Source organism: Luteitalea sp. (assembly GCF_044337415.1).
In the GTDB taxonomy this organism is placed as follows: Bacteria; Acidobacteriota; Vicinamibacteria; order Vicinamibacterales; family Vicinamibacteraceae; genus Luteitalea.
Genome location: NZ_JBIINP010000357.1, coordinates 1 through 3,078 on the forward strand (window position 1 = coordinate 1; position 3,078 = coordinate 3,078).

Here is a 3,078-nt window from a genome sequence, read left to right on the forward strand (position 1 = left end):
ACCGTGCCGCCCGGCCCCACCACGCGCTGCGGCGTCGCCTTGAAGAACATCTCGGGGCGCGGTGCCTCGTACACGCGGTCGTAGAAGGTCGCGCCGCCGCTCTCGCGCGACTCGTCCATCCGTGCGTCTCGGCTGCGGAAATACGTGACGCCCGCCGCCCACACCTCCTGCGAACCGATGGGGGCCAGCAGCACCTGCGGCGTGGCGCCGTCCACTTCCTGCGCGCGCGCCGCATGGGCGCGCAGGCGGGCGACAGGCGCCCCGTCCTGGAGCAGTTCGTCGAAGGAGAGATCGGTCAGGCGCAGCGAGCGCCCGTCGGTCACGAGGACCAGGCCGTGGTCGGTGCGGTACAGCAGCATCAGGCGCTCCGGAGGTGCCAGTGGTCGCCCGCCTCGGACACGCGGCCGTCCTCCACGAGCTTGTGGAGGTGGGCCAGCACGTTCTGCCGCGCCGCGGGCTTCAAGGCGTCGGCGAGGGCAGCATACAGGCGATCGACGATGGCGTCAGCCGTGTCGATGCCGGCGGCGAGGCACTCGAGCACCTGCTGCTCGCGCGCCAGGCGGTGCGAGATGTAGCCGCGCAACAGCGACGCGGGCTGCGTGATCGTGTCGCCGTGCGCAGGGAGGATGACGCGCGGCTGCAGTTCCAGCACCGTTCGCAGGCTGCGGAGGTAGTCGCGCAGGCTGCCGCCGTGGTCGGCCAGGATCGTCACCGTGCTGCCGTTGATCGCGAGGTCGCCGCCCACGAGCAGGCCGTCGTGGATGTCGAACACGCACGAATGATCCGGCGCGTGGCCCGGCGTACGCAGAATCCACAGCGGCCCGTCGCCCGCAGGCAGCATCGGCTCCTTCTCGATCAGCTGCCAGTCGATGCCGTCGCCCTCCGGCAGTGGCGCGCGCTTGCGGAAGACGGCCTGCGGCCAGCGCGCATGAATCGCTGCCGCGCCATCGATGTGGTCCGGGTGGGCATGCGTGACGATCACCTGGGCCAGCGGTCCGTCGCCGGCCGCCTCGAGGGCCTCGGCGAGTTCGTCGAGGAAGGCGGGATCGCCCGTGGGCGCATCGACGAGCGTCGGCACCTCCCCGTGCAGCAGGTAGGCGTGCACGAAGCCACCGGCATACGGCGACGAGTGCTGGGCGGTCAGGCGGGTGTAGCGCATGGGGAACAGGCTACAGGCTAGAGGCCACAGGCCGCCTGTAGCCCGTAGCCTGTAGCCGTTCTCAGAAGTAGTACTTCACCCTCACCGAGACGAAGTCGCGATCGGTGAAGCGGCCGAGGAAGTCGGTGCCGTCGCCGGTGAACCAGGCGGCCGACCCCTCGATCCAGAGATTGTCGCGCACGTTCCAGGCGCCGAGGCCGCGGACGAACGCCGTGCCCTCACCCGGATCCACCACCGCGAAGCCGCGCACGAGCCGCGTATCGCGCGCGAACTTGCGCTCGGCGCCGCCCACCAACTGCAGCCCGCCGGTCGAGGGCACGAGCGCGGCAGTCGGGCCGACTGCCCACGCGCGCCGCGCGATGGCGTTGCCGAACAGGCGCCACGGGCCGACGGTCCAGTCCAGTCCCGCCCCGATCTGCAGACTCCGGCCGTCCACGACGCGGCCACCGGGCTCGGCCTGCAGGCCCGTGTCGACCAGCCAGGCGCCCTCCGCCCGCCAGGTCACCGACCCCTGCGCCGCCTCGAGGTCGCCGCCGACCATCGTCAACCGCGACCACGACTCGCGCAGGGCTACCGAGGTCAGCGCTGGCGACACGCCGACGCCGCCCGCGGGCATCACCGTCGGCACCACCGTGAGCGCGACGAGCGGGAATGCCTGCCAGCCGCGGTACACGCTCGCGCCGAGGTCGACGCCGCCGAACGGACGCGTCACGCGCACGCCGCCGCTGCCGTGCTCGAGCGTGCGCGCCGGCGGGTCGGACACGAGCGGGAGCACCACCGCGGTGCCCGGCGCCCCGGGCGTGGTCGCGATGCACACGTCGGCCTGGCACTGGTCGGCCTGCAGGTTGAACGGCGACGAGGGTTCGTCGAGCAGGTCGTACCGCCCGCGACGGAAGGCGGGGACGTACACCGCGTCAACGGTCGTGTCGCCCGGGAGGAACGCGCGGCCACGCAGCGCCAGCACCGGCAGCCGTGCCTCGCCGCGCCCCTCCATGAGGAACCGGCTCACGTCGATCGGGTTGATGACGTCGGTCGGCTGGATCTCGTCGAGCGTGCCCCACACGATGCGTTGGAAGCCTGCGGTGAGGTCGAAGTGTCCGCGCCGGTGGCGCACGTAGATCTCGCCCGGCTGGTACACGAGGTCGGCCTCGCCCTGGCCACGCCGCTGCGCGCCGAGCACGTCGACCCAACTCCCGACCTTGATCACCCACTGGTCGTCGAACTCGACGTCGATCACCTCGTCGAGCCGTACGCGCAGTTCCGTCGCGTCGACATTGGGCAGCGCGTCCACCATCGCCGACACGCTCCCGCGCGAGGTGATCGTCGGCTGCGCGAGGGCCACGCCCGACGCGATCGCGAGCCATCCGGCCGCCGCTCGGGCGGCCCACCGGCAGGTCGTCCTTGTCACGCCGTGCGAGCCTGTGCCGCGCGAAGCCGCTCGGCGGAGAACAGGCTGGGCACCAGCTTGATGATGGCCGGCAGCAGGAACACCTCGGCCAGGAACGCCACCGCCATCGTCAGCGCGAGTAGGCCCCCGAACCAGCCCGAGGGCCGATAGTCCGAGAGCGCGAGCACCGAGAACGCCAGGGTGTTGATCATCGCGGTGGTCAGCGACGCGCGTCCTTCCTCCTCGGTGGCGATCGCCAGGGCCTCGTCGGTGCTCCGGCCGTCGTGGACCTCGCGCCTGTAGCGGCTGATGAAGTGGATCGTGTCGTCGTCCACCACGCCGAGCGCGATGCTGGCGACCATCACCGTGGCAACGTTCATCGAGATGTCGAGCCAGCCCATGGCGCCGAGCACGATGATCACGGGGATCACGTTCGGGATGATCGCGAGCACGCCGAACTTGAAGGAGCGGAAGACCAGGAAGATCACCGCGAACACGGAGACGAACGCCGTGGCGAAGCTGGAGACCTGCG

Annotated in this window: 3 protein-coding genes and 1 pseudogene; all 4 read right to left on the reverse strand. The window is 71.3% G+C overall.

Features of this window, described 5'->3' with window-relative positions:
* Positions 1-359: pseudogene (locus ACIRDX_RS22235) on the reverse strand (2-hydroxyhepta-2,4-diene-1,7-dioate isomerase); the annotation flags it as partial.
* On the reverse strand, positions 359-1,159 hold the full coding sequence (locus ACIRDX_RS22240) for an MBL fold metallo-hydrolase (RefSeq protein ID WP_396627605.1): 801 nt from the start codon (positions 1,157-1,159) through the stop codon (positions 359-361). The gene ACIRDX_RS22240 and the pseudogene ACIRDX_RS22235, both read right to left, overlap by 1 nt.
* A 61-nt stretch (positions 1,160-1,220) precedes the next feature.
* On the reverse strand, positions 1,221-2,567 hold the full coding sequence (locus ACIRDX_RS22245) for a hypothetical protein (protein WP_396627606.1): 1,347 nt from the start codon (positions 2,565-2,567) through the stop codon (positions 1,221-1,223).
* Positions 2,564-3,078: MMPL family transporter (locus ACIRDX_RS22250; protein ID WP_396627607.1), on the reverse strand; the 515-nt coding region annotated here is incomplete at its 5' end. The genes ACIRDX_RS22245 and ACIRDX_RS22250, both read right to left, overlap by 4 nt.